The organism is Rhizobium sp. RCC_161_2 (genome assembly GCF_041355235.1).
Lineage (GTDB): Bacteria > Pseudomonadota > Alphaproteobacteria > Rhizobiales > Rhizobiaceae > Rhizobium.
The window spans coordinates 493,408-511,229 of sequence record NZ_JBFUPL010000003.1; the positions used below are offsets into that span (position 1 = coordinate 493,408).

Genomic DNA, 17,822 nt, shown 5'->3' on the forward strand with positions numbered 1-17,822 from the left:
AAATCAGCAGGCAAGGCGCTTTTCTTCGCTTGCCACCTTATTGGAAACGGCCTTCGAAGCCTTCGGATAACGCTTGGTCACTTCGCGCAGCGTTGCGCAGGCCGTGTCCTTGTTGTCGAGGGCAGCAAGCGACATGCCGAGCTTCAGGAGCATTTCCGGCGCCTTCTCGGAGGTGCTGTATTTCTGATGCGCGTTCAGAAAGGTTTTGGCGGCATCATTGTACTTGCCCTGCGAATAGAGCGCTTCCCCGAGCCAGAAGTTGGCATCCGCCGCACGGCCGCTGCTCGGATAGCTGTCGATATACTGGCGGAACTCCTGTTCGGCGACACTGTAATCGCCGGACAGGACGTGGCCATAGGCCGCCTTATACTCATCGTTCTCGCTGCCAAGCGACGCCGTCTGCGTGCCGGAACCTGTGCTCGGCGGCGCGCCTGAACCGTTATTGGCGCGCGACGCCGTCGCGCCGACCTGCTTGCCGTTCTGATCCAGCTGGATCGAGCCGAGCTGGGTCGGCGGCTTGCCGGAGCCACCGCCCTGCTGAGCCGTGGCCGGGATATCGCTACCTGAATCGCCGATGACGCCGGCGATATCGTCCTGCTGGCCGCCAGCCGGTGCCTGGGCCGGAACATCGGCTTCGCTCTTCTTCATCGAGCCGCCAGCAGGGGGATTGCCAGAACCGCCGCTGCTGTTGCTGCCGCTACCGCCGCCGCGCTTTTCGAGCTGCTGGAAGCGGAATTCATTGTCTTCCTGCGTCTTGCGAATCTGCTCCTGCATCTGCAGCAACTGATAGCTCATCTCCTCGACGCGGCCGTTCAGCTGGCGCATCTGGTCCTCGAGTTGCTGCAGGCGAACTTCCGCATTGCTGCTCTGAATGTTGATGACAGGCGCTTGTTCGGCCTGGCCCAGACGAGCGGCATTGCTCGGTGCGGCCTGTTCCGAAGCGCCACGACCGCCTAGGTGCAGTCCGAAAAGCGAAAGGGCCGAGGCATCACGCTCACTGCCGACAACAGCAGCGAGGCAAAGTACGCTCGCCACGACAAGTTTTCTCATATGGATCTATCCTGTTCCATTGATTCTTCGCGCCTTGGGCACAACACAGGAGATTTTTACAATTACTCTCAAAAAGCAACGGAGTTCGGCCAAAGTGTGGTCAAAAAAACTAAGGCGGCCACGGGGGCCGCCTTTGCACGTTTTGAGCGGAATTTCGGCTATCAGGAACCGGCGCCGTTGAGCACGGTAACGGCGCGGCGGTTCTGCGACCAGCAGGAAATGTCGTCGCAGGTCGCGACCGGGCGTTCCTTGCCGTAGGAAATCGTCTTCATGCGCTGAGCCGGAACGCCACGCGAAGCGAGATAGTCCTTGGTAGCGGCAGCACGACGTGCGCCGAGAGCCAGGTTGTATTCGCGCGTGCCGCGTTCGTCGGCATGGCCTTCGACGGTGATCGCATAGTTCGGGTAGCGAGCGAGCCACTGAGCCTGACGGTCGAGCGTCTGGGAAGCGTCAGAACGGATCGACGTGCTGTCGGTGTCGAAGAAGATGCGATCGCCGACATTGACCGTGAAGTCCTGCGGCGAGCCCGGAGTAGCACTGCCGGCGCCATTGAGGCCAAGGCCGTTGGCATCGTTCGGCAGGCCCTTCTTGGAGGCGCAGCCAGCCAGCGAAAGGCCGACGAAAAGCGCGATCATGATCGGGTTGCGTGCGAGGGTCTGCATGTGGCCAAGGGCCGGGGTAGCGATGCGGCTCATGGCCGGTCTCTCCTTAAACATCTCTATCAGGGTTGCCAGACTGTAACCGGATGCGGTTAATCCGATTTCAACAAATATGGTTAATACTGTCTTAAAATTGTCCTTAACTGGTCCAGTCACAGGACTTTGCGGCGATAACGTGGCGCGCGCCTTCCCTACTCGAGAAGCGGCGACCAGGCCGGGTCGGAAGCGAAGCCCGGAGTCGGGATCTTCTGCTCGTTGTAACCGGTCAGATCGATCGAATAGAGCTGCGGACCGCTGGAGCCAGCCGGCTCGCGGAAGAACATGATGACGCGGCCGTTCGGCGCCCAGGTTGGGCCTTCGTTGTGGAAGCCGGTGGTCAACAGGCGTTCGCTTGAGCCATCCGTCTTCATCACACCGATCGAGAATGAGCCGCCCGACTGCTTGGTGAAGGCGATGAGATCGCCGCGCGGCGACCAGACCGGCGTCGAATAGGAGCCGTCGCCGAACGAGATGCGATGCTGGTTGGAGCCATCGGCATTCATCACATAGATCTGCTGCTTGCCGCCGCGATCGCTTTCGAAGGCAATCTGGGTACCGTCGGGCGAATAGGACGGCGAGGTATCGATGGCCGCCGTCGAGGTCAGGCGCGTCGTGGTGCGCGAGCGCAGATCCATCGTATAGATATTGGCATTGCCTTCCTGCTGCAGGCTCATGATCACCCGCTGGCCATCCGGCGAGAAGCGCGGCGAGAAGGTCATGCCGGGGAAGTTGCCGACGATTTCGCGCTGGCCCGTCTGCAGCTGCAGCAGATAGACGCGCGGCTGCTGATTGGCAAAGGACATGTAGGTCACTTCCTGCCGGCTCGGCGAGAAGCGCGGCGTCAGCACGAGATCGCTGCCATCGGTCAGCATGCGGACATTGGCGCCATCCTGGTCCATGATGCCGAGCTGCGTCTTGCGAGCGGTCTTCGGGCCGCTCTCGGCGACAAAGACGACGCGGGTGTCGAAATAGCCCTTTTCGCCGGTGATCTTCTGATAGATCGCGTCGGCAATGATATGGGCGACACGGCGCCAGTTGTCCGGCTGAGCGTAGAATTGCTGGCCGATCAGCTGGCTGTTGCCAAAGGTGTCCCACAGGCGGAACTCGGCGCGAAGGCGGCCCCCATCCTGCGTCACGCGGCCCGTCATCAGCGCCTGGGCGTTGATCGATGTCCAGTCCGGAAAACGAGGCGTCGAGTCGGAATTGGTGATCTTCTCGATGAAGGCCTGCTTGTTGATCGGCGCGAACAGGCCGGACCGCTGCAGGTCGGCGGCAATGACGCCCGAGATCTGCGCCCCGAGACCATCATTCGACAGCAGATCGGTAATGGCGATCGGCATGGGCTGGACATTGCCCTTGTTGATGTTGAGCTCGACCACGGCATAGGCCGGAGTGGCGAAGGCTGCCGTCAGGCCTGCCAGCACCAGCAGGAGACGAACGAGGGAGTTTCTGATCATATGTGCCAAGCCTTTCAGCATTAATTCGTCAAATAGCCGGGTCGAAGTTGATGGTCACTTCTTTCCAGTGGTCGTATTGATCTATTGGCAAGTTCTTGAACGGGGCAGCCCGGAGCACGGCTCGCATTGCGCTTGCCGCTATGGCTTGTTGCGTCGGCTTTGGGCCGCCGGTCACGGTAACCTTCGGCTCACCGACAATCTCTCCGCTTCGGCTGAGCTTGAGATGCAGCCGGACGTGGACGTCTTTCGCTCCCTCCATGCCCGGAACCATGTTCCAATTTTTCGCGATATCTTCGCGCAGGCTCTTCGTAGCCAAATCTTCATGCCGTTGCACGGCGGCAAGGGCAGTGGCATTCGACGCATGCGTCAACTTGGGAGCCGTCAGCATCATCCCCAAGGCCATAAGCAGGCTGAGGCCAACGTGCGGACAGTGATTCGTCGTAGACTGCAATCCCAGCATCACAGCCCCAAGTCCCTCGGATCGAAGTTGAGCACCAGTTCGTTCCAGCCATCCGCGCCGTCATATTTGTCCGGCGGCAATAATCCTCCGGCGTTCACTTCCTTTTGCAGATCGTCGCGGCTTTTCAGCACCGCACGCTCGGCCGCGCCCCTGAGCGCCTGCTGCGTCGTAGCCGGACCGCCACTGACGGAGACTTCTGGTGCGCCGATAATCTGTCCTGACTTGTCGAGACGAACATGAACCTTGATCGTGACATCGCTCGCCCCTTCCATGCCGGGGATGACATTCCAGTTCTTACCGATCAGATCGCGCAAACCGTCCTTCTGGCTCTGGCTGAGTTTGCCGCCGCCGAGCGATTTCATCCCGCCGCGCGAGGCGACCTGGGTATCGGCGCCGGCGGAAGCCTGCTGAGACGAGCGCTTCGCGCCGCCCTTCGACGAGGTATTGTTCAGCATCGCCGAGATATCATCGGCGTTGAAATCACTGGCGCCCGACTTGGCGCTCTTGGCGGACTCGCGCTTCTTATCGCTGTCCTTTTTACCATCATCAGCGGACTTTTCCTTGCTAATGCTCTGAGTCGCGGTTTTGTCCGTCGGCTTCACGCTGGCCACTTCGGGGTCCGGCTTCGTCGGGGGCGTGGTCTCTGGTTTTGAATCCAAAACCTTCGGTGGCGTCTGCTGTGGCCTCACAGCCGGTGGCGGAACATTGGTCGGCAGTTGGATCGCGGCCTGCTGCGTCGGCTGCTGGGCCGGCGGCGGTGTCGGCGTTGCATCGGCCTTCGGCGTCGGAGGCGTCGGATCGATCTTCGGTGTCGGAGTGGGCGTCACCTGCGGCTTCTGCTGCGGAACGGCCGCCACTTCCTTCGGTGCAGCCTCCGTCTCCTTCTGCTCGATCGTCTTGACATCGTTCGGCCGCGGGTCGTCCTGCGGAACGGGCGTATCCACCTTTTTCGGCGCTAAGGCCGCCGTGTCGCTCTCCGGCCGTTGCGTCGGCACGACCGGGTTTTTGATATCGACGTTGTTCTCGCCGACATTCTGAGCATTGGCGACCTGATCCTGCTTCGTGGTCTGCTTGCGGGAGACGTGATCCGTGACCGGTGCCTTCTTCTCACCCTGCTGGAGCTGGTCCGCCTGCACGATATCGACATCCATCGCCGTGCTTTCCGGCGTCTCCAGCGGTGCCGGCGCGGTCAGTGTCAGCATGGCGCCGACCAGCACCAGAACATGAATAACAGCAGATGTGACAAGGCTACGCTTCATGGCGATCCGTCAGTGATCCGTTGTCTGCTGCGTGACCAGGCCGATATTCTTGTAACCGGCCTCCTGAATGCGCGACATGACGTCGGCGATAACGCCGTAAGGCGCTTTCGCATCGCCCTTCACGAAGATGCGCTCGCTATAGCCGGTCGTGGCGATCGCCTGCAGCTTGGCCGCGATGTCGGTCGCCTGAATCTCCGATTCCCCGATATAGACCTGACCATCGGCCTTGATCGAAATCGTGATGGGCTGGGTCTGGGCGTTGAGCGCGCCTGCCTGCGTCTGCGGCAGGTCGATCGGCACACCAGACGTCATCATCGGCGCGGCCACCATGAAAATGATCAGCAGCACGAGCATAACGTCGACGAGCGGCGTTACGTTGATCTCGGAGATCGGGCCGCCCCGGCCTCCGCCACGACGACTTCCCCGGCGGCCACCACCGCCACCTTTGCCTCCAACAGACATTGCCATGTGAGTTACTCCGGTTCCGTCTGTGCTTTACTGAGCAGCCTGGCGAGGCTGCAGCTTCTCGTCGATCTGGCGCGACAGGATGGCGGAGAATTCATCCGCGAAGCCTTCCATGCGACCCGTCAGCTTGCCGGCATCGGCCGAAAACTTGTTGTAGGCGATAACCGCCGGAATAGCGGCGACGAGGCCGATGGCGGTTGCGAGCAGAGCTTCTGCGATACCCGGAGCAACGACCGCGAGATTGGTCGACTTCGAACCGGCGATCGCCTGGAACGAGGTCATGATACCGACAACCGTACCGAACAGACCGATGAACGGACCGGCTGAGCCGATGGTGGCGAGCGATCCGAGGCGGGCGCCCAGATGTTCCGATTCTCGCGCCAGCGTCACGTCCATGGCGCGGTCGATACGCATCTGCAGGCCGATCGGCGACCGTGCGCCGCGCTCGAACGACTTCTTCCATTCGCGCATGGCGGCGACGAAGATGGCGCTGAGGCCGGTGTTCGTGCGCTCAGAAAGCGTACGGTAGAGCTCTTCGAGCGACTGGCCGGACCAGAATACCTGTTCGAAATGATCGAACTGCCGGCGTGCCCGGGCAAAGCTCAGATATTTGTCGATGACGATCGCCCAGGTCCATACGGACGCCGCGAGCAGACCGAGCATGACGAGCTTGACCACCAGGCCCGCCTGCATGAAGAGTGACCAGAGTGTGATGTCCGGTGTGGTGGCCGCGGCCAATGCTACTTGTTCCATTGATCCAAAATCCCCGAATCCAAACGCCCGGCGCTAGACCGGGCGGCTAAAAGTGATCTCACAAGAATTGTTTGGCAGCCGCCGCTGAACGCCCTGGTCAAGCCTTCCAAGCTATACTGCCTTCTTGCCGTCAAATTTGGTCAAAGGAAGGCGTGCACCGCACAAACTCTGACGCGATCAGTAAGACACTATTATGGTTAAAAGAATGTTAGCGTCGAAACATGAAAGATTTAACAGTGAAGGCTATTCTAGCTCCCGGAAAGAAATGACCGGGCTGTGCCGGCGACGGACGCAAACAGATCTTGCGCGCGGCAATTCCTTCACACAAAACTCATGTTTAAGCAAGGAGGCTTTTGGGCACCGCAGCATTGGCCCGCATAACGCCTCCCAAATCCACAAGCAACCGCTAATGCGACACTAAAGCGCAGCCTCCGACGCCACCAGCATCTGCGCCGCCAGTTTTTCCGGCAGCCGCCGCGGCCGCCCCTTGGCGTTGATGACGGCAATAATGACCTTGGCTGCGATAAGCAGCGTGTCATCGCGCCGGATTTCCTGGGAAAGCACCATCTTCGCGCCGCCGGCCTTCTCGGTCACGGTGCGGATCGTCAGAATATCGTCCATCCGCGCCGGTCCCTTGAAGTCGATCTCCATACGGTGGACGACGAAAACCAGCCCCTCTTCGTCGGCATTCAGCAGCTCTCGCTGCTCCACGCCGAGGCAGCGCAGATAGTCCGTCCGGCCGCGTTCGAGGAAGTGAAGGTAGCGCGCGTGATAGACGAGGCCGGAAAAATCCGTATCCTCATAATAGACTCGCTGCACCAGCCGGTGGCTACCGGCTTCCAGTTCCCCGGCAATCAGAAAGGGGCTGTTCATCGTTGCCGCTTCTCCCAAAAAATATCGGGCTCTCTTTGGCCGAAGTTCTGCCATCAAGCAAGCTTTGAACAATTGTTACAGATTCTGACTATCCGGGATGGTACCGGATAGCGAACGATGCAGAAGGAACGATCTCATGAAAATTGCGGTAATGGGCGGCGACGGTTTCATTGGTTGGCCAACCTCGCTGCATCTCTCCGATGCCGGTCATGAGGTCCATATTCTCGACAATCTCTCCCGCCGCTGGATCGACACGGAACTCGGCGTGCAATCGCTGACCCCGATGGATTCGATCCAGGAGCGCACCCGCATCTGGCACGCCGAGACCGGCCGTCGCATCCACTTCAACCTTATCGACCTTGCCAAGGACTACGAGCTGTTAAAGAAGTGGCTGGCCGAACATCGCCCGGATGCCATCGTGCATTTCGCCGAGCAGCGCGCCGCGCCCTATTCGATGAAAAGCGACCGCCACAAGAACTACACGGTCAATAACAATGTCAGCGCCACGCACAATCTGCTGAACGCGCTGGTCGAGCTCAACCTCGACACCCACCTCGTCCATCTCGGCACCATGGGTGTCTACGGCTATTCGACCGTCGGCGCCGCTATTCCGGAAGGCTATCTGCCTGTTGGTATCGAGACGGCGGATGGGCGTTCCGTCAGCCAGGAAATCCTTTATCCGGCCAATCCGGGCTCGATCTACCATATGACCAAGTGCCTGGATCAGCTCCTCTTCCAGTTCTACGCCAAGAATGACGGGCTCCGGATCACAGACCTGCATCAGGGCATCGTCTGGGGCACGCATACGGAACAGACCCGCCGTCACGAACAATTGATCAACCGCTTCGACTATGATGGCGACTATGGCACCGTGCTCAACCGCTTCCTCATCCAGGCGGCGATCGGCTACCCCCTGACGGTGCACGGCACCGGCGGCCAGACCCGCGCCTTCATCCATATCCAGGACTCGGTGCGCTGCATCGAGCTAGCGCTGAAGAACCCGCCGCAGCGCAATGCCCGCGTCGAGATCTTCAACCAGATGACGGAGACGCATCGTGTTCGCGACCTCGCCGAAATGATCGCCAAGATGAGCGGTGCCGAGATCGTCCGCCTGCCAAACCCGCGCAAGGAAGCCCCGGAAAACGACCTGATCGTCAAGAATGACAAGTTCCTCGACCTAGGGCTGGCGCCGACCACGCTGCAGGCGGGGCTCCTGAGCGAGATCGTCGATGTCGCCAGGAAATACGCCTATCGCGTCGACCGCTCGCGCGTCCCGGCCGTATCCGCCTGGACCAAGGATATTGCGACAACGGTCAATCATGATCCCGAAGGCAAGCGGTTGAAATCCGTCTCATGATGTTCGGGAGCGAACAGCTGCAGGGGATACGCCCGCGCACCAGACCAAGGGCGCGGCAAGCCTTCGTCACGCTCGTCACCAACTCCGACTATGCCATGGGCGCGTTAGCGTTGGCGCGCTCGATTGCGCGCACCGGCACCAAGGCGGATATCGTCGTACTGCACACCGCCGGCGTTGATGAAAGCGACCTGGTGCCGTTGGAAGAACTCGGCTGCCGGCTGGTGGATGTGGACCACCTGCCGCTTTCCGACGAATTCAACGAGCGCCACGCACGCGGTAATCTCCACGCCAATGCGCCCTTCACCAAGGGCCGCAAGCCGTCCTTCCATTCGCCGCTCGATAATTTCTGCAAACTGCGGCTCTGGCAGCTTATCGACTACGACACCTGCGTCTTCATCGATGCGGATGCGCTGGTGCTGAAGAATGTCGACAAGCTCTTCGACTATCCCGAATTCTCCGCTGCGCCCAATGTTTATGAGAGCCTTGCCGATTTTCACCGGATGAATTCCGGCGTCTTCGTCGCCAAGCCATCGCTTGCGACCTTCAAGGACATGCTGACGCTGCTCGACAGCCCCGGTGTTTTCTGGCGGCGTACCGACCAGACCTTTCTCGAGACGTTCTTCCCGGATTGGCATGGCCTGCCGATCTTCATGAACATGCTGCAATATGTATGGTTCAGCATGCCCGCGCTTTGGGACTGGAACAGCATTTTGATCCTGCACTACCAATATGAGAAGCCTTGGGAAGAGAACCATCCGAAGGCCGACAGATTGAAACCGCTGATCGACCTCTGGCACGAGTTCCACGCCGGGCGCGACGTGCCCGACGTCGCCACCTTCGCCAATCCGGACGTGGCTGCATGAAAGTCCTGGTATCGGGCGGAACCGGTCTCGTCGGCCGCTATATCGTCGAAGAGCTGCTTTCCGCCGGATACCATGTTGTCGTCGGCGGCCGCAGCCCGCCGCAACCCCGCCTCTTCTCGCAGCCCGTCGCCTTCGTACCGCTGAGCCTCGATCCCTCCGAAAATCAAAGCAACGCTTTTGACGACGCCTATTTCTTCGTCCACGCGGCTTTCAGCCATGTCCCTGGCAAATATCGCGGCGGCGAGGGTGACGATGCCGAAGGCTTTCGCCGGCTCAATCTCGATGGTACCGCCAAACTGTTCGAGACCGCAAAACAGGCCGGTATCCGCCGCTGTATTTTTCTGTCATCGCGCGCCGTCTATGGCGACCGGCCGGCCGGCGAGGTGCTGACGGAGACCAGCAAACCGGCGCCGAACACGCTTTACGGCGAAGTGAAGCGCGATGCGGAGCATGCACTCTTCTCGCTCTCCACCCCGGGGTTCACGACGGCAAGCCTCCGCGCCACCGGCGTCTACGGCGACCTTCATCCGAACAAATGGGACAGACTTTTCGCCGATTATCTCGCCGGAAAACCCGTTGCGTCCCGAGCGGGAACCGAGGTCCACGGCCGCGACCTCGGCCGCGCCGTCCGCCTGCTTCTGGAGACAGAGACGAGCCGCATCGACGCCAGGGCTTTCAATCTCTCCGACGTCCTGACCGATACACACGAGATCCTTGCGCATCTGCAGAGAGCAACCGGCTGTCCGCACGCCCTGCCCGCTCCGGCTCCGCGAGGTGTCGTCAGTGAAATGGACACCTCGAAAATCCGCGCACTCGGCTGGCGCGGCGGCGGGACGGCGGCGCTGAAGGAAACCATTGAGAGCTTGGCGAAAACCGCGACGCAGCATGATGCGTCTTCCAGTGCCTAGATTCGCATTGATCCGAACTCTCAATAAAAATTATCTATAAAAAATCCAATAGCAGTCGAATGCCCTGCGATTCAGACAAAGATCGGCAAAAGGCTCACGTAAGCCGATCACCATTATCATTTTAATTACAGCAATTTAATGGGATACTCAGCTCAAGATGAGCTGCGTCGATAGCTCACTAAACATGCCAATCGAAACAGCTAGGCAGCTTCAAGATTCGGCGCTCCGCTCGCCAGCCTCCGCGACAGGATGGATTTTAAACGGCTCGCCATTGCCATCTAGGCAACTTTATAGATAATTTAACGATAGAATCACGATATTATCTATAATTTATCAGAGGAGCGAGAGCATGACCCACCCCACCGCCGGACCCATCGAAAGCCAACTTACATCTCCCGTGCGAACCGTGTTGACAGTCATCACTGGCGCGGCGCTGATGACGATCGCCGCCAAGACACAGATTCCGTTCTGGCCCGTGCCCATGACCCTGCATACGCTTGCGGTCATGGTTTTCGCGGTCGCCTTTGGGCCGCGCATCGCCGTCTCGATTTTCCTGACCTATCTCGCGGCCGGCGCCGCAGGGTTGCCCGTCTTCTCCGGCTCGCCGGAGCGCGGTATCGGGCTTGCCTATATGGCTGGACCGACAGGCGGCTATCTTGCCGGTTATCTCGTCGCCTCCTGGCTGGTCGGCACGCTGGCGCTCGGCAAAGGCGCCCTCGGACGCATAGGTGCCATGCTCGCGGGGCTCGTGAGCGTCTATGCACTCGGCGTGCCATGGCTCGCGGCCTATGTGCCATTCGACCGCTTGTTTAGCGTCGGCGTCGCGCCGTTCCTGCTTGGCGACCTCATGAAAATCGGCCTTGTCGCGGCAGGTGCAGCGATATTGCCAGCGGTGCTCGCTCAGCTTTGGGGGAAGCGCCCATGACGACAACGGACGATACGATCCGGTATGACTGGGCCCTCGACGAGATCGTCGCCCTGCACAATCTGCCTTTGCTGGAGCTTGTCGGGCGGGCCAATGCCGTGCATCGCATGCATCACGACCCAAACAAGGTTCAGAAGGCCAGTCTGCTGTCGATCAAGACCGGCGGCTGCCCGGAAAATTGCGCCTATTGCCCGCAATCGGCGCATCATCGCGAGGTCGACCTGACCCGCGACAGGCTGATGGACCCTGAAAGCGTGGTGGCGATGGCCGCGACCGCCAAGGCGGCGGGCGCGGAGCGCTTCTGTATGGGTGCGGCCTGGCGCCAGGTCCGCGACGGCCGCGAGTTCGATGCCGTCATCGAGATGGTCGAGGGCGTCCGCGCCCTCGACATGGAAGCCTGTGTCACGCTCGGCATGCTGAAGCCACATCAGGCCGAACGGCTCGCCACCGCCGGCCTCACCGCCTACAACCACAATCTCGATACCAGCCCGGAATTCTACGAACAGATCATCACGACACGCACCTATCAGGACCGGCTGGATACGCTGGCGACGGTGCGTTCCTTCGGCATCGACCTGTGTTGCGGCGGCATCATCGGCATGGGTGAGACGATCCGTGACCGTGCCTCGATGCTGCATGTCCTTGCGGGGATGACGCCGCACCCCGAAAGCGTACCGATCAATGCACTTGTTCCCGTCGAGGGCACGCCACTGGCAAAACGGCCGGTGACAGACCCGCTGGAACTGGTGCGTATGGTGGCAACAGCCCGCCTCGTCATGCCGGCTTCAACGGTGCGGCTTTCAGCCGGGCGCTCGAACCTCAATCGCGAAGCCCAGATCCTGTGTCTCGTCGCAGGCGCCAATTCGGTCTTCTATGGCGACACGCTGCTGACGACGCCCAATGCCGGCATTGGCGAGGATGCTGAACTCTTCGCCGCGATCGGGGAGCTGGACTGCGACCACGTTTCCGCTTCCGCGGCGTGAGCAAGGACGGGTAACCGACGGCGAGGCGATCAACGCATCAGTATCGCCTCGTCCCAGCCAAGTTCAATCAGTTCCTCGCCGCGAAACCTGGCATCATCGGCAACGATGAATTCATCCAGTTGCGGCGGGGCGGCGCTGCTGCCGGCGAGCATGGCATGCACCTGGCCGCGATGATGGGTCTGGTGCTGGAACAGATGACTGAGCACATCCTCGGCCCGCTCACGCTGGATGCGATTGCCACGATGAAGGTCGATCACCCTGGCAAGCGCAGCCGGATCAAGGCTCTCACCAAGAGCGACAAGTCGTCGATCGACCCTTCCCTGCTCAACCGACAGAGCATCGAGCGTGTCGAAAGGCTCCTCAAGATCGAAAGCCTTTACGCCGAGCGTGCCACCTTCCAGCGCATCGACATAAAACCAGTCGACGATCAGGATATGATTGAGCGTCGCCTTGATCGACGGAAAGAAGCTGACACGTTTCGCCTCGAACTCGCCGGGCTGAAGCGCCGCGCACGCCCGATATAGCCGGGCGTTCGCGAGGGCATTGTTGTATGCCAGCTTGCGGAAGACGCGGGTCGGATCGAAAGCGGACATGCGGCACTCTTCCTCTAGGCTTTGTCGAGATCGCCATCTCGCCAGACCAGGTGACGCGGCTCGAGCGGTAGATTCTCGATTTCCTCGGCGATGAAATAGGGTGGGATATCGAGCGCGACCAGCGCCTCTTTCCTTGCTCGCACCCATTTGAATTCGAGCTGGTTGTCGCCATCCTCGATACGGTGGACGATCTCCTCAGGGTGGAACGGGAAGCTGTGCGGGATATCCATCAGATAATAGAGTCCCAGCTCGTGCCAGTCGCGCTGCTCATAGTGAAAGAAATTCTCCACCATCCAGAGCAGCCGCCCAACCGTCACCTCGACGCCAAGCTCCTCGACCATCTCGCGCCGCAACGTCTCCTGCGACGTCTCGCCGATCTCGGCCCGACCGCCGGGAAAAGTCCAGAACGACTCATGCTCGGCACGATGGACGAGTACATACCCCTCGCGAAAGCCAAGGCCCGCGACGCGCATCTGAAACCGGGATTGACCGGCGTTCAGCCTTATGAGCCTACGTTTCGGCATTGCCCGCACCCAGATCGATTACCACGATTTCCGGCGGCACGCCGAAGCGAACAGGCGCCACCGAACAGCCGAGGCCGCCGGAGACGATGAGATGACGGTGTCCCTCGACGATATGGCCGTACAGATACCGGTCACCATAACGCGACGGCAGATAGGGCGACCAACCGAGAATCCGGATCTGCCCGCCATGCGTATGGCCTGACAATGTCACCGAGACCCGCGACGGCACGGTCGGAAAGATATCGGGCTCATGGGCAAGCAGGATGACCGGCGCGTCGTCGCTGACCTGCGCCAACGTACCATCGAGATCATCAAGCCCTCTGGTTGATGGACGCTTCCAGCGGATACTCCGGCGCAGCGCCAGTTGATCTTCCAGACCTGCCAGCCAAAAGCCATATCCGTCCTTTTCCAGGCGAACCGCGCGATTGGAATAGACCGGGATTCCGACATCGGCCAGTGCCTTGTGGCTGAAGGTCGGGCCATGGCCGCTCTTTTGCGCAGCCGCATCATGCCACCAGTCATGATTGCCGATGATGGCGTGTACGCCGAGCGGCGCTTTCAAGGCCGCCAGTTCCGCCGACCAAATGCGATGGTCGACACGACCGGTGACGAGGTCCGTTCCGGACGTGTAATCGCCGAGCAGGACGATGATGTCGCCACCAAGACTGTTGGCATGTTCGCAAATGGAGGCGATGCGATCGGCTGTCATCCACGGCTCGCAGGCATGGAAATCCGTGAGGACGACGATCTTCATCTTTAGTCCCGGCGTCCAGCCCGGCGGCGTCAACTGATAGCGGGTCACGTTCAGCCGGACGATCGGCTCGTATCCGAAGGCATAGCCGCCGAGTGTCATCAGCCCGGCGATACTGCCGCCGAAAAGCTTCAGGAAACCACGACGGCTGATCACTCAGCATCCCCCTGGAACAGCCCGAATTGCGCTGCCTCCAGCTCCTTCGGCGGCTGCAAGCCAAGATGTTTCCAAGCAATCGCCGTCAGCACGCGACCACGCGGCGTACGCTGGATGAAACCCTGCTGGATCATATAGGGCTCGATAATATCCTCGATCGCGTCACGCGGTTCGGAGAGACCCGCTGCGATGGTTTCGATGCCGACCGGGCCGCCGCCGAAATTGACGGCGATCATGTTGAGATAGCGCTTGTCGAGCTGATCGAAGCCGACATTGTCAACCAGCAATCGCGTCAAGGCTTCGTCGGCGATCTCGCGGGTTACCGCTTCGGCCTTTGCCACCTCGGCAAAATCGCGCACGCGGCGCAGCAGGCGACCGGCGATACGTGGCGTGCCGCGCGCGCGCCTGGCAATCTCGCGCGCGCCCTCTTCGGTGATGCCAAGCCCCATCAATCGCGCACCGCGCCTGACGATCAGCTCCAACTCTTCGACCGTATAGAAGCTCAAGCGGACCGGAATGCCAAAGCGATCACGCAGCGGCGTCGTCAGCAGGCCGAGACGGGTGGTGGCGGCGACCAGCGTGAATTTCGCCAGATCGATCTTGACCGAGCGCGCCGCCGGGCCTTCGCCAATGATCAGATCGAGCTGGAAATCCTCCATGGCCGGATAAAGGATTTCCTCGACGGCCGGATTGAGGCGGTGGATTTCATCGATGAAGAGCACATCGCGCTCTTCGAGATTGGTGAGGAGCGCGGCGAGATCGCCGGCCTTGGCGATGACAGGGCCGGAGGTGGAGCGAAAATTGACGCCGAGTTCCTTGGCCATGATCTGCGCCAAAGTCGTCTTGCCGAGGCCGGGCGGACCGACGAACAGCACATGATCCAGCGCCTCGCCACGTCCCTTGGCGGCTTCGATGAAGACCTTCAGATTGGCGCGGGCCTCCGCCTGACCGGTGAATTCGTCCAGCGATTGCGGCCGGAGCGTTACATCCAGGTCTTCGCCCCGCTTTTCCGGCGATATCAAACGCGCGGCTTCACTCATGTCAGACGTTCCATTCCCGGTATGCGTTTCGCGGCGTTGGCGTCGAAGGTCATGGTCGCAACGCAACCAGCATTCTTATTGCGGAGTGCGATGAAAGTATCGGCAAACTCTATTGGAGACGCCGCCATCATTCCTAGCACCTCTTCGACAACGGGCTCGTCTTCAAGCACGATATCCTCAGACTCCAAAAGGTCCGAAATGCCTTCCATGATCTGCGATCTCGTCAAATTTATGCGTTTACGCAGAAACCAGGCAAACTCCATCAAGGTAATGCAATTTATGTAGCCAGGCCCGATCTCTGGCAAACGCGCGAAGAGATGTGCGACTTTCTCATTCTGCCCGGGATCATCCTGCAGAAAAAAGCGGAGCAGAATATTGGTATCAAGTCCAATCATTTCGAACCCAGGACATGCTCGACAATCGCGTCTCCAATAGCCTCATCCATCTCTTCGATCGTTATCGGAGCTCTGTTCGGATCGTGGAACTTTCCGGCGAGATCAATTGCCCGCTTGTTCTTTGCCTTCAAGATGATCTCCCCATTGCGATGCACGTAGCGAATCTTGTCGCCTGGCTTCAGCTTCAAGATTTCCCGTACCTCTGCCGGCACCGTGGTTTGCCCCTTCGACGTCATCGTTCCGTAAAATACCGTCATGATCAGCACCTCCTTACTTTGTAATAATAGTAAGGAATCAGGAAAAACTCAAGGAATCACCGCGACAGTTCCTTCAAACCCAGCCGGATCAGCTTGGCGCTATCGGCCTCGTCTCCGGCCACCTTCATCGCTGCCGCGATGGCATTCGCAGCCTGATCGCGGGAATAGCCGAGATTGGTGAGCGCCGAGACGGCATCGGATACCGGCGCCGGGGCAACGCCCTCGCCCAATTCCTGCTTGAAGCCGATATTCGTCGCCTCGCCGGCAAAGGCCGGCACCTTGTTCTTCAGTTCGGTGACAATCCGCATCGCCACCTTCGGTCCGACACCCGGCGCCCGTGATACCGCCGTGCGATCCTGGAGCGCGATAGCGTTGGCAAGCTCCGACGGCGTCAGCGTTGACAGCAGAGCCAGCGCTACCTTGGCGCCGACACCCTGCACGGTCTGGAGAAGGTTGAACCATTCCCGCTCCAGCACCGCCATGAAGCCGAAAAGCCGGATCTGGTCCTCGCGGACATAGGTCTCGATGAAGAGAATACAGGCCTCGCCAACGGAACCGAGCTTCGACAGCGTCCGCGCGGAGCAATAGGCGACGTAGCAGACGCCATGCACATCCACGAGCGCATAATCCTCGCCGATCTCTTCGATAGTGCCTTTCAACTTGCCGATCATGAATGATGTCCGTCAGGGATGGGTTTCGGGAGTGATGAGGTCAAGTGAAGGGAAGTATGAGCGATACCCCTTTGGGTCTCGCGTCAGTATGGAATAACCGCGCACCGCAGCATGCGCGCCGATCAAAAAATCAGGAAGAATGCGCTCTCTCCCGCCGCCAGCCTGACGGTAAACCCTAAAAGCCGCAGCCGCTGCAAAAGCTGCCGACCAAGGCAGGCTCTCCCGGCGAAATTCGCTCTGCGGCAACAGTTCGTCCACACGATCCATGCTGCTGTAACGCACCGAAAATTCCGCATAGATGATGGGATTGATAACGACCGGCCCCTGCTTGAAAGCGGAGAAAACCTGACCACTGGACCAACCATGCCAGGCTGAGCCGGGTATGGCCAAATCAACCAGCACATTCGTGTCGACGATCGTGACCATGATTACCGGTCACGCGTCAGCGACATCAGCGCTTCGGCGTCAATATCCTGATCGCCGGTGCCTTCCAGGCGTTTAAGAGTGGCCATGAACCGATCAAGCCGCTGCCGATCCTCGATCTCTCGCTTGCCGTTCTTCGGCGAAACAACCAGCTTTCCGTCCTCGACGGAAAATATGACTTCGCTGTTGAGCTCTATGCCAGCCAACTCGCGCAAATCGCGGGGGATGGTCACCTGCCCTTTGGATGTCACACGCATTCTTGTTCTCCAGATCTCTGCGGTAAGAATTATCATTACCACGAGAACAAGTCAAGAACAAACTATCCCGCCAATGCCGCCTGCCGCAGCCGGTTGGCACCGCGATTGTGGGCGTGACAGATAGCGATGGCGAGCGCGTCGGCGGCGTCATTGCCTTTGAACTCCGCTTTCGGCATCAGGATCTTCAGCATCATGTGGATCTGCTGCTTCTCGCCGTGGCCGACACCGATCACCGCCTTTTTGACGGCATTCGGCGCATATTCGGCAACCGGCAAGCCGGCGCGGGCCGGCACCAGCATGGCAATGCCGCGCGCCTGGCCAAGCTTAAGCGTCGCCACCGCATCCTTGTTGACGAAGGTCTGCTCGACCGCCGCCTCGTCCGGCTTGTAGCTATGGACGATATCGGCAAGCCCGTCGTGAAGCTGGCAGAGGCGGGAAGCGAGATCCATATCGCCATCCGAGGTCACTGTGCCCGAGGCAACGAAGCGCAGGGAGTTGCCAAGCGTATCGATCACGCCCCAGCCGGTGCGGCGCAGGCCCGGATCGATGCCGATGATGCGAATCGTGTTTTGCATGGGTCAACCTATCTTTCGAGGTTGAGATGTGCCAGCAAAATGTGAACAAAACAAAAACATCTCACAGCCGAGTGCCCAATTCCGGCACTTTCAAAGCACAACGAGAAAATCGGCAAGGCGGGGGTTTGG

General features: G+C 60.0%; 23 protein-coding genes. 5 read left to right on the plus strand and 18 right to left on the minus strand.

All coding sequences use genetic code 11. From position 1 onward, the window contains the following. Nucleotides 1-3: 3 nt before the first annotated feature. The 8 genes from ybgF to ybgC form a co-directional block, all read right to left on the minus strand. Complete coding sequence (gene ybgF / locus AB6803_RS10195; RefSeq protein WP_371108769.1) at nt 4-1,050, minus strand: tol-pal system protein YbgF; 1,047 nt, start codon at nt 1,048-1,050, stop codon at nt 4-6. A 161-nt stretch (nt 1,051-1,211) separates the two neighbouring features. After that, nucleotides 1,212-1,745, minus strand: coding sequence for a peptidoglycan-associated lipoprotein Pal (gene pal / locus AB6803_RS10200; RefSeq protein WP_007703336.1), 534 nt, complete (start codon nt 1,743-1,745; stop codon nt 1,212-1,214). 155 nt (nt 1,746-1,900) lie between these two features. Next, nucleotides 1,901-3,205, minus strand: a complete 1,305-nt coding sequence (gene tolB / locus AB6803_RS10205; RefSeq protein ID WP_371108770.1) for a Tol-Pal system beta propeller repeat protein TolB — start codon at nt 3,203-3,205, stop codon at nt 1,901-1,903. Between the two features lie 28 nt (nt 3,206-3,233). Beyond that, a complete protein-coding gene (locus tag AB6803_RS10210; RefSeq protein WP_371108771.1) occupies nt 3,234-3,665 on the minus strand; it encodes a cell envelope integrity protein TolA in 432 nt (143 codons plus the stop codon). Further along, a complete protein-coding gene (locus tag AB6803_RS10215) occupies nt 3,665-4,924 on the minus strand; it encodes a hypothetical protein (protein ID WP_371108772.1) in 1,260 nt (419 codons plus the stop codon). The genes AB6803_RS10210 and AB6803_RS10215 overlap by 1 nt, the downstream gene beginning before the upstream one ends. Nucleotides 4,925-4,933: 9 nt before the next feature. After that, a complete protein-coding gene (gene tolR, locus AB6803_RS10220; protein ID WP_371108773.1) occupies nt 4,934-5,392 on the minus strand; it encodes a protein TolR in 459 nt (152 codons plus the stop codon). Nucleotides 5,393-5,419: 27 nt separating this feature from the next. Then, the gene (gene tolQ, locus AB6803_RS10225; RefSeq protein ID WP_047456863.1) at nt 5,420-6,142 is read right to left on the minus strand and encodes a protein TolQ; all 723 of its coding nucleotides are present in this window, start codon (nt 6,140-6,142) and stop codon (nt 5,420-5,422) included. Between the two features lie 417 nt (nt 6,143-6,559). After that, nucleotides 6,560-7,015, minus strand: coding sequence for a tol-pal system-associated acyl-CoA thioesterase (ybgC, locus tag AB6803_RS10230; RefSeq protein WP_007703348.1), 456 nt, complete (start codon nt 7,013-7,015; stop codon nt 6,560-6,562). Nucleotides 7,016-7,151: 136 nt separating this feature from the next. On the opposite strand from ybgC, the gene AB6803_RS10235 reads away from it, so the two are divergent. The 5 genes from AB6803_RS10235 to bioB all read left to right on the plus strand — a co-directional run bounded on the left by AB6803_RS10235 (nt 7,152) and on the right by bioB (nt 12,051). After that, nucleotides 7,152-8,372, plus strand: coding sequence for an NAD-dependent epimerase/dehydratase family protein (locus AB6803_RS10235; protein ID WP_371108774.1), 1,221 nt, complete (start codon nt 7,152-7,154; stop codon nt 8,370-8,372). Beyond that, the gene (locus AB6803_RS10240) at nt 8,372-9,235 is read left to right on the plus strand and encodes a glycosyltransferase (RefSeq protein WP_371109006.1); all 864 of its coding nucleotides are present in this window, start codon (nt 8,372-8,374) and stop codon (nt 9,233-9,235) included. Before AB6803_RS10235 ends, AB6803_RS10240 begins: the two co-directional genes overlap by 1 nt. Further along, nucleotides 9,232-10,143 (plus strand): NAD-dependent epimerase/dehydratase family protein, encoded by a 912-nt coding sequence (locus AB6803_RS10245; RefSeq protein ID WP_371108775.1) that lies wholly within the window; start codon nt 9,232-9,234, stop codon nt 10,141-10,143. Before AB6803_RS10240 ends, AB6803_RS10245 begins: the two co-directional genes overlap by 4 nt. A gap of 349 nt (nt 10,144-10,492) precedes the next feature. Further along, nucleotides 10,493-11,068: a biotin transporter BioY gene (locus tag AB6803_RS10250; RefSeq protein ID WP_371108776.1), complete on the plus strand. Its 576-nt coding sequence runs from the start codon at nt 10,493-10,495 to the stop codon at nt 11,066-11,068. After that, nucleotides 11,065-12,051, plus strand: coding sequence for a biotin synthase BioB (gene bioB / locus AB6803_RS10255; RefSeq protein ID WP_371108777.1), 987 nt, complete (start codon nt 11,065-11,067; stop codon nt 12,049-12,051). The genes AB6803_RS10250 and bioB overlap by 4 nt, the downstream gene beginning before the upstream one ends. 29 nt (nt 12,052-12,080) lie before the next feature. Here bioB and AB6803_RS10260 read toward each other — a convergent pair whose 3' ends face one another. The 10 genes from AB6803_RS10260 to ruvC all read right to left on the minus strand — a co-directional run bounded on the left by AB6803_RS10260 (nt 12,081) and on the right by ruvC (nt 17,693). Next, nucleotides 12,081-12,644 (minus strand): DinB family protein, encoded by a 564-nt coding sequence (locus tag AB6803_RS10260; RefSeq protein WP_371108778.1) that lies wholly within the window; start codon nt 12,642-12,644, stop codon nt 12,081-12,083. 14 nt (nt 12,645-12,658) lie between these two features. Next, nucleotides 12,659-13,168, minus strand: a complete 510-nt coding sequence (locus AB6803_RS10265; RefSeq protein ID WP_371108779.1) for an NUDIX hydrolase — start codon at nt 13,166-13,168, stop codon at nt 12,659-12,661. Next, nucleotides 13,155-14,075, minus strand: a complete 921-nt coding sequence (locus tag AB6803_RS10270; RefSeq protein ID WP_371108780.1) for a metallophosphoesterase — start codon at nt 14,073-14,075, stop codon at nt 13,155-13,157. Before AB6803_RS10270 ends, AB6803_RS10265 begins: the two co-directional genes overlap by 14 nt. Beyond that, nucleotides 14,072-15,115 (minus strand): Holliday junction branch migration DNA helicase RuvB, encoded by a 1,044-nt coding sequence (gene ruvB / locus AB6803_RS10275; protein WP_007701367.1) that lies wholly within the window; start codon nt 15,113-15,115, stop codon nt 14,072-14,074. Before ruvB ends, AB6803_RS10270 begins: the two co-directional genes overlap by 4 nt. Beyond that, nucleotides 15,112-15,510 carry a PIN domain-containing protein gene (locus AB6803_RS10280; RefSeq protein WP_371108781.1) on the minus strand — a complete coding sequence of 133 codons (399 nt, stop codon included), beginning with the start codon at nt 15,508-15,510 and terminating at the stop codon, nt 15,112-15,114. The genes ruvB and AB6803_RS10280 overlap by 4 nt, the downstream gene beginning before the upstream one ends. Next, on the minus strand, nt 15,507-15,767 hold the full coding sequence (locus AB6803_RS10285; RefSeq protein ID WP_371108782.1) for an AbrB/MazE/SpoVT family DNA-binding domain-containing protein: 261 nt from the start codon (nt 15,765-15,767) through the stop codon (nt 15,507-15,509). Before AB6803_RS10285 ends, AB6803_RS10280 begins: the two co-directional genes overlap by 4 nt. A gap of 56 nt (nt 15,768-15,823) precedes the next feature. Continuing rightward, entirely contained in the window at nt 15,824-16,438 is a 615-nt protein-coding gene (ruvA, locus tag AB6803_RS10290) for a Holliday junction branch migration protein RuvA (protein WP_150192522.1), read from the minus strand. A gap of 12 nt (nt 16,439-16,450) precedes the next feature. Then, complete coding sequence (locus tag AB6803_RS10295) at nt 16,451-16,864, minus strand: type II toxin-antitoxin system VapC family toxin (RefSeq protein ID WP_007701360.1); 414 nt, start codon at nt 16,862-16,864, stop codon at nt 16,451-16,453. Nucleotides 16,865-16,866: 2 nt separating this feature from the next. Beyond that, entirely contained in the window at nt 16,867-17,118 is a 252-nt protein-coding gene (locus AB6803_RS10300) for an AbrB/MazE/SpoVT family DNA-binding domain-containing protein (RefSeq protein WP_007701353.1), read from the minus strand. A 62-nt stretch (nt 17,119-17,180) separates the two neighbouring features. Further along, complete coding sequence (gene ruvC, locus AB6803_RS10305) at nt 17,181-17,693, minus strand: crossover junction endodeoxyribonuclease RuvC (protein WP_007701350.1); 513 nt, start codon at nt 17,691-17,693, stop codon at nt 17,181-17,183. Nucleotides 17,694-17,822 lie beyond the last annotated feature (129 nt).

Coding starts and splice junctions, on each gene's coding strand:
- ruvC (WP_007701350.1), bottom strand. CDS start 17,693: ATGCAAAACACGATTCGCATCATCGGCATCGATCCGGGCCTGCGCCGC.
- tolB (WP_371108770.1), bottom strand. CDS start 3,205: ATGATCAGAAACTCCCTCGTTCGTCTCCTGCTGGTGCTGGCAGGCCTG.
- AB6803_RS10215 (WP_371108772.1), bottom strand. CDS start 4,924: ATGAAGCGTAGCCTTGTCACATCTGCTGTTATTCATGTTCTGGTGCTG.
- AB6803_RS10240 (WP_371109006.1), top strand. CDS start 8,372: ATGTTCGGGAGCGAACAGCTGCAGGGGATACGCCCGCGCACCAGACCA.
- AB6803_RS10210 (WP_371108771.1), bottom strand. CDS start 3,665: ATGCTGGGATTGCAGTCTACGACGAATCACTGTCCGCACGTTGGCCTC.
- ybgC (WP_007703348.1), bottom strand. CDS start 7,015: ATGAACAGCCCCTTTCTGATTGCCGGGGAACTGGAAGCCGGTAGCCAC.
- AB6803_RS10265 (WP_371108779.1), bottom strand. CDS start 13,168: ATGCCGAAACGTAGGCTCATAAGGCTGAACGCCGGTCAATCCCGGTTT.
- ruvB (WP_007701367.1), bottom strand. CDS start 15,115: ATGAGTGAAGCCGCGCGTTTGATATCGCCGGAAAAGCGGGGCGAAGAC.
- tolR (WP_371108773.1), bottom strand. CDS start 5,392: ATGGCAATGTCTGTTGGAGGCAAAGGTGGCGGTGGTGGCCGCCGGGGA.
- AB6803_RS10250 (WP_371108776.1), top strand. CDS start 10,493: ATGACCCACCCCACCGCCGGACCCATCGAAAGCCAACTTACATCTCCC.
- AB6803_RS10300 (WP_007701353.1), bottom strand. CDS start 17,118: ATGCGTGTGACATCCAAAGGGCAGGTGACCATCCCCCGCGATTTGCGC.
- tolQ (WP_047456863.1), bottom strand. CDS start 6,142: ATGGAACAAGTAGCATTGGCCGCGGCCACCACACCGGACATCACACTC.
- AB6803_RS10285 (WP_371108782.1), bottom strand. CDS start 15,767: ATGACGGTATTTTACGGAACGATGACGTCGAAGGGGCAAACCACGGTG.
- ybgF (WP_371108769.1), bottom strand. CDS start 1,050: ATGAGAAAACTTGTCGTGGCGAGCGTACTTTGCCTCGCTGCTGTTGTC.
- AB6803_RS10295 (WP_007701360.1), bottom strand. CDS start 16,864: ATGGTCACGATCGTCGACACGAATGTGCTGGTTGATTTGGCCATACCC.
- AB6803_RS10245 (WP_371108775.1), top strand. CDS start 9,232: ATGAAAGTCCTGGTATCGGGCGGAACCGGTCTCGTCGGCCGCTATATC.
- bioB (WP_371108777.1), top strand. CDS start 11,065: ATGACGACAACGGACGATACGATCCGGTATGACTGGGCCCTCGACGAG.
- AB6803_RS10235 (WP_371108774.1), top strand. CDS start 7,152: ATGAAAATTGCGGTAATGGGCGGCGACGGTTTCATTGGTTGGCCAACC.
- AB6803_RS10280 (WP_371108781.1), bottom strand. CDS start 15,510: ATGATTGGACTTGATACCAATATTCTGCTCCGCTTTTTTCTGCAGGAT.
- AB6803_RS10260 (WP_371108778.1), bottom strand. CDS start 12,644: ATGTCCGCTTTCGATCCGACCCGCGTCTTCCGCAAGCTGGCATACAAC.
- pal (WP_007703336.1), bottom strand. CDS start 1,745: ATGAGCCGCATCGCTACCCCGGCCCTTGGCCACATGCAGACCCTCGCA.
- ruvA (WP_150192522.1), bottom strand. CDS start 16,438: ATGATCGGCAAGTTGAAAGGCACTATCGAAGAGATCGGCGAGGATTAT.